The sequence below is a fragment of the Candidatus Accumulibacter vicinus genome, assembly GCF_000584955.1.
GTDB classification, from domain to species: Bacteria; Pseudomonadota; Gammaproteobacteria; order Burkholderiales; family Rhodocyclaceae; genus Accumulibacter; species Accumulibacter vicinus.
The window spans coordinates 76,505-80,178 of the sequence record NZ_JDSS02000020.1; the positions used below are offsets into that span (position 1 = coordinate 76,505).

At 65.2% G+C, this 3,674-nt stretch carries 4 protein-coding genes and 1 pseudogene; all 5 read right to left on the reverse strand.

Annotated elements, in window-relative coordinates:
* A partial coding sequence (locus tag CAPSK01_RS08450; protein WP_273703348.1) for a 4Fe-4S dicluster domain-containing protein occupies positions 1 to 476 on the reverse strand: 476 nt, incomplete at its 3' end.
* Positions 477 to 489: 13 nt separating this feature from the next.
* On the reverse strand, positions 490 to 1,557 hold the full coding sequence (gene glcE, locus CAPSK01_RS08455; RefSeq protein WP_034925209.1) for a glycolate oxidase subunit GlcE: 1,068 nt from the start codon (positions 1,555 to 1,557) through the stop codon (positions 490 to 492).
* Positions 1,557 to 3,053, reverse strand: coding sequence for an FAD-linked oxidase C-terminal domain-containing protein (locus CAPSK01_RS08460; RefSeq protein ID WP_273703349.1), 1,497 nt, complete (start codon positions 3,051 to 3,053; stop codon positions 1,557 to 1,559). The genes glcE and CAPSK01_RS08460 overlap by 1 nt, the downstream gene beginning before the upstream one ends.
* A gap of 39 nt (positions 3,054 to 3,092) precedes the next feature.
* Positions 3,093 to 3,425, reverse strand: a complete 333-nt coding sequence (locus tag CAPSK01_RS08465) for a hypothetical protein (RefSeq protein ID WP_034925211.1) — start codon at positions 3,423 to 3,425, stop codon at positions 3,093 to 3,095.
* Positions 3,425 to 3,674: pseudogene (locus CAPSK01_RS08470) on the reverse strand (adenylosuccinate lyase); the annotation flags it as partial. The pseudogene CAPSK01_RS08470 and the gene CAPSK01_RS08465, both read right to left, overlap by 1 nt.

Genomic DNA, 3,674 nt, shown 5'->3' on the forward strand with positions numbered 1-3,674 from the left:
ATGCGGGCGCCCGCAGGCCTCGGCACCTTGTCGGCGAGCACGCCTGGCAGCAGCGGCCGCAGCAGTTGGCCGAGGCGAACCGCCGGCTTGAACATCCAGCGGCGCGGCAGCGCTTCGCGCAGTAGCAAACGCGTCGCTCGTGCAGCCAGCGAACGTGGCACGCGCTGCTCCATGACGGCGCGTCCGATCTCGTACAGGCGGTGGTAGTTGACCCCCGATGGGCAGGTGCTCTCGCAGGCCCGGCAGGTCAGACAGCGATCGAGGTGGAGCTGCGTCCTTGCGGTCACCGGCTGCCCTTCGAGCATCTCCTTGATCAGATAGATGCGGCCGCGTGGCCCGTCGAGCTCGTCTCCGAGCAACTGGAAAGTGGGACAGGTGGCGTTGCAGAAGCCGCAGTGTACGCAGCTACGCAGAATCGCGTCCGCCTCACGCCCGGCCGGCGTGTCCTTGATGAAATCGGCCAGATGGGTTTGCATGCTGGGCGAACTTTCAGAAATCCGGGTACATTCGACCGGGGTTGAAGACCCCTTGCGGGTCAAAGGCGTGCTTGAGATTGCGGTGAATTTGTGCCAGCGGCGCGGGCAAGGGCTGGAAAACACCCACTGCGGCCTTCAAGGCGTCATCACCCCGGAACAGGGTTGCGTGCCCACCGGCTTTTGCCGCGGCCGAACGTAGCGCACGCGCGTCGCCGGCGCGCAGCCAGCGTTGCGCGCCGCCCCATTCGATCAGCGTCGCTCCGAACCCCTGCGGCGGCGCCACCGACGGGAGCGAGAGACGCCACAGCGGCGCGTCGCCGGCGAAAAAGGCGTGTGTCTGCTCGCGCAGCGATCGCCAATAGGCTTCTGCCTCGGCGGCATCCACCCCCTCGCCGGCGAGCAGACGCTCTGCGGCAGCGACCGCCGCGGCGGCACCCGACAGGCGCAGCATCAGTATCCCGTCGTGCCAGGCCGACGCCGAAATCGGCAAGGGTCGCCCACCCCACTGATTGAGTTTCTGCAGCGCAGTCCCCTCGTCGATCGCAAATCGCAGGCTCTTCTCGGCCAGCGGCAGCGGCAGCACCTTCAACGACACCTCGAGCAGCACGCCGAGCGTTCCCAGACTGCCGGCCAGCAGCCGCGAGACATCGTAACCGGCGACGTTCTTCATCACCTGGCCGCCGAAGGAGAGCACCTCGCCCAGGCCATTCAACAGTTTGGCGCCGAGAACGAAATCGCGGACGGCACCGACCGCCTGCCGGCGCGGACCCGACAGGCCGCTGGCGAGCATGCCGCCGACGGTCGCCGTCGGCGCGAAATGCGGTGGTTCGAAAGCCAGCCATTGTCCCTTTTCAGCCAGCGTCGCGTTCAATTCGACGAGCGGCGTGCCGGCACGCGCGCTGATCACCAGTTCGGTCGGTTCGTAAGCGACGATCCCTCGATAGGCCCCGACGTCGAGCCGCTCGCCTTGTTCCCGTCCACCGTAAAAAGTCTTGCTGCCGCCACCGCGAATCGCCAGCTTGCCGCCACGGCCGGCAGCATCGTTGATGCGCGCCGTCCAGTTGTCGATCAGGGAATCCATCACCGCCTCGGAGCGTTCATCGGGTTCGTCGGATTCTGCTCGCCGCCGACGCGCGCCAGCGTGTATTCACGGCAGCGCGCCAGCGTCGGCACGCCCTTGCCGGGATTGAGCAGGCCATGCTCGTCGAAAGCCGCCTTGAGGCGATGGAAAGCGCCGATCTCGGCGAGTGTGAACTGCTCGGCCATGAGATCGATTTTCTCGATGCCCACCCCATGTTCACCGGTGATGGTGCCACCGAAATGTATCGACAGTTCGAGGATCTCGGCACCAAAGGCTGTCGCCCGCTCGAGTTCTCCCGGCTGGTTGGCGTCGTACATGATCAGCGGGTGCAGATTGCCGTCGCCGGCGTGAAAGACGTTGGCACAACGCAGGGCGTACTTCCCGGAAAGAGTGGCGATCGCTTCGAGCATATCGGCCAGATGCTTCCTCGGAATCGTGCCATCCATGCACAGATAGTCGGGAGTCAGGCGACCGACCGCCGGAAACGCCGCCTTGCGACCGGCCCAGAACCGGAGCCGCTCGGCTTCATTCTGCGAGACGCGAATCCCGGCAGCACCGCTCTTTTCGAGCACCGTCGTCATCCGCCCGATTTCCTCGGCGACTTCTTCGGGCGTGCCGTCCGACTCGCAGAGCAGAAGCGCTTCGGCATCCATGTCATAACCAGCATTGGCGTAAGGTTCGACAGCAAGAATGGCTCTTCTGTCCATCATTTCGAGGCCGGCCGGAATGATGCCGGCGGCAATGATGCTGGCGACCGCGTCGCCAGCCCGGCGCACGTCGGCGAACGAGGCGATCACCACCTGTGCCAGTTCGGGCTTGGGGGTCAGCTTGACGGTGACCTCGGTGATCAGCGCCAGCAGACCTTCCGAACCGTTGATCAGCGCCAGCAGGTCGTAACCGGGTGCGTCGAGGGCGGCGTTGCCGAACTCGACGATTTCGCCTTCAATGCTCAGGCCGCGCACGCGCAGCACATTATGGACGGTCAGTCCATATTTCAGACAATGCACGCCACCCGAGTTCTCGGCGACATTGCCACCGATCGTGCAGGCAATCTGCGACGAGGGGTCGGGGGCATAATAGAGACCGTAGGGCGCCGCTGCCTCGGACACCGCCAGATTGCGCACCCCGGGCTGGACCACTGCAGTCCGCGACACGGGGTCGACGCGGATGATCTTCTTGAGCTTGGCGAGCGCGACCAGCACGCCGTCCGGATGCGGCGTGGCGCCGCCCGACAGACCGGTGGCGGCGCCACGCGCCACCACCGGCGCGCGCAGCTCATGACAGATCCGGAGAATCGCCTGCACCTGCACTTCGTCCTCCGGCAAAGCAACCAGCAACGGCAACTGCCGAAAGGCGGTGAGGCCATCACAGTCATACGGCCGCAGGTCTTCTTCTTCGAACAGCAGCGCCTGCGCCGGCAGTACCTCGCGCAGGCGCCGGATCAGCAGCGACCGGTCAACGGTGAACGGTCGCTCGGCGGTCGTCGGCATGCTCATGCTGCCTCCTGGGATCATTGATGACAATAGCTACGGTACTTACCCCTTGCGGTGGTGTATCGCGCCAAGCACGCTGCAGATCGCGGCGCAGGCCAGGGTGATCGCCAGGACCAACTCGCCGGTGGCCTGTTCGGGGCCGACGATCGAAGACCAGACGGCGGCAGCCAGGCCACCTGCCAGCAAGCCGAAAACGCCGCCGATGAATACCCCTCGCTTGATTGCGCCACGCCGACCATCTTCGCCACAGCAATACGGGCAATAGGACAAACCGGCAGGCACCAGGCGTTCGCAACTGGGGCAGAGAATCCTTTCCTCGCCGACTTCGGCCGGCGCTTGCTCTGCCAGGCTCCTGGGGTTTTCTGCGGGCGCCATCAGATCCTCCGTGCCAGTCCGGCCGCCATGCCGGTGTAATTGGATGGCGTCAGTTCGAGCAGGTCGGCCCTCGCCTTCGCCGGTATTTCCAGGGACTCGACGAAGCGCCGCATGTCCTCGCGCGAAACCCGCTTGCCGCGGGTCAGCTCCTTCAGCTTCTCGTAGGGATTGGCAATACCATAACGGCGCATCACTGTCTGCACTGGCTCGGCCAACAGTTCCCAGTTGGCATCGAGGTCGGCATGCAGA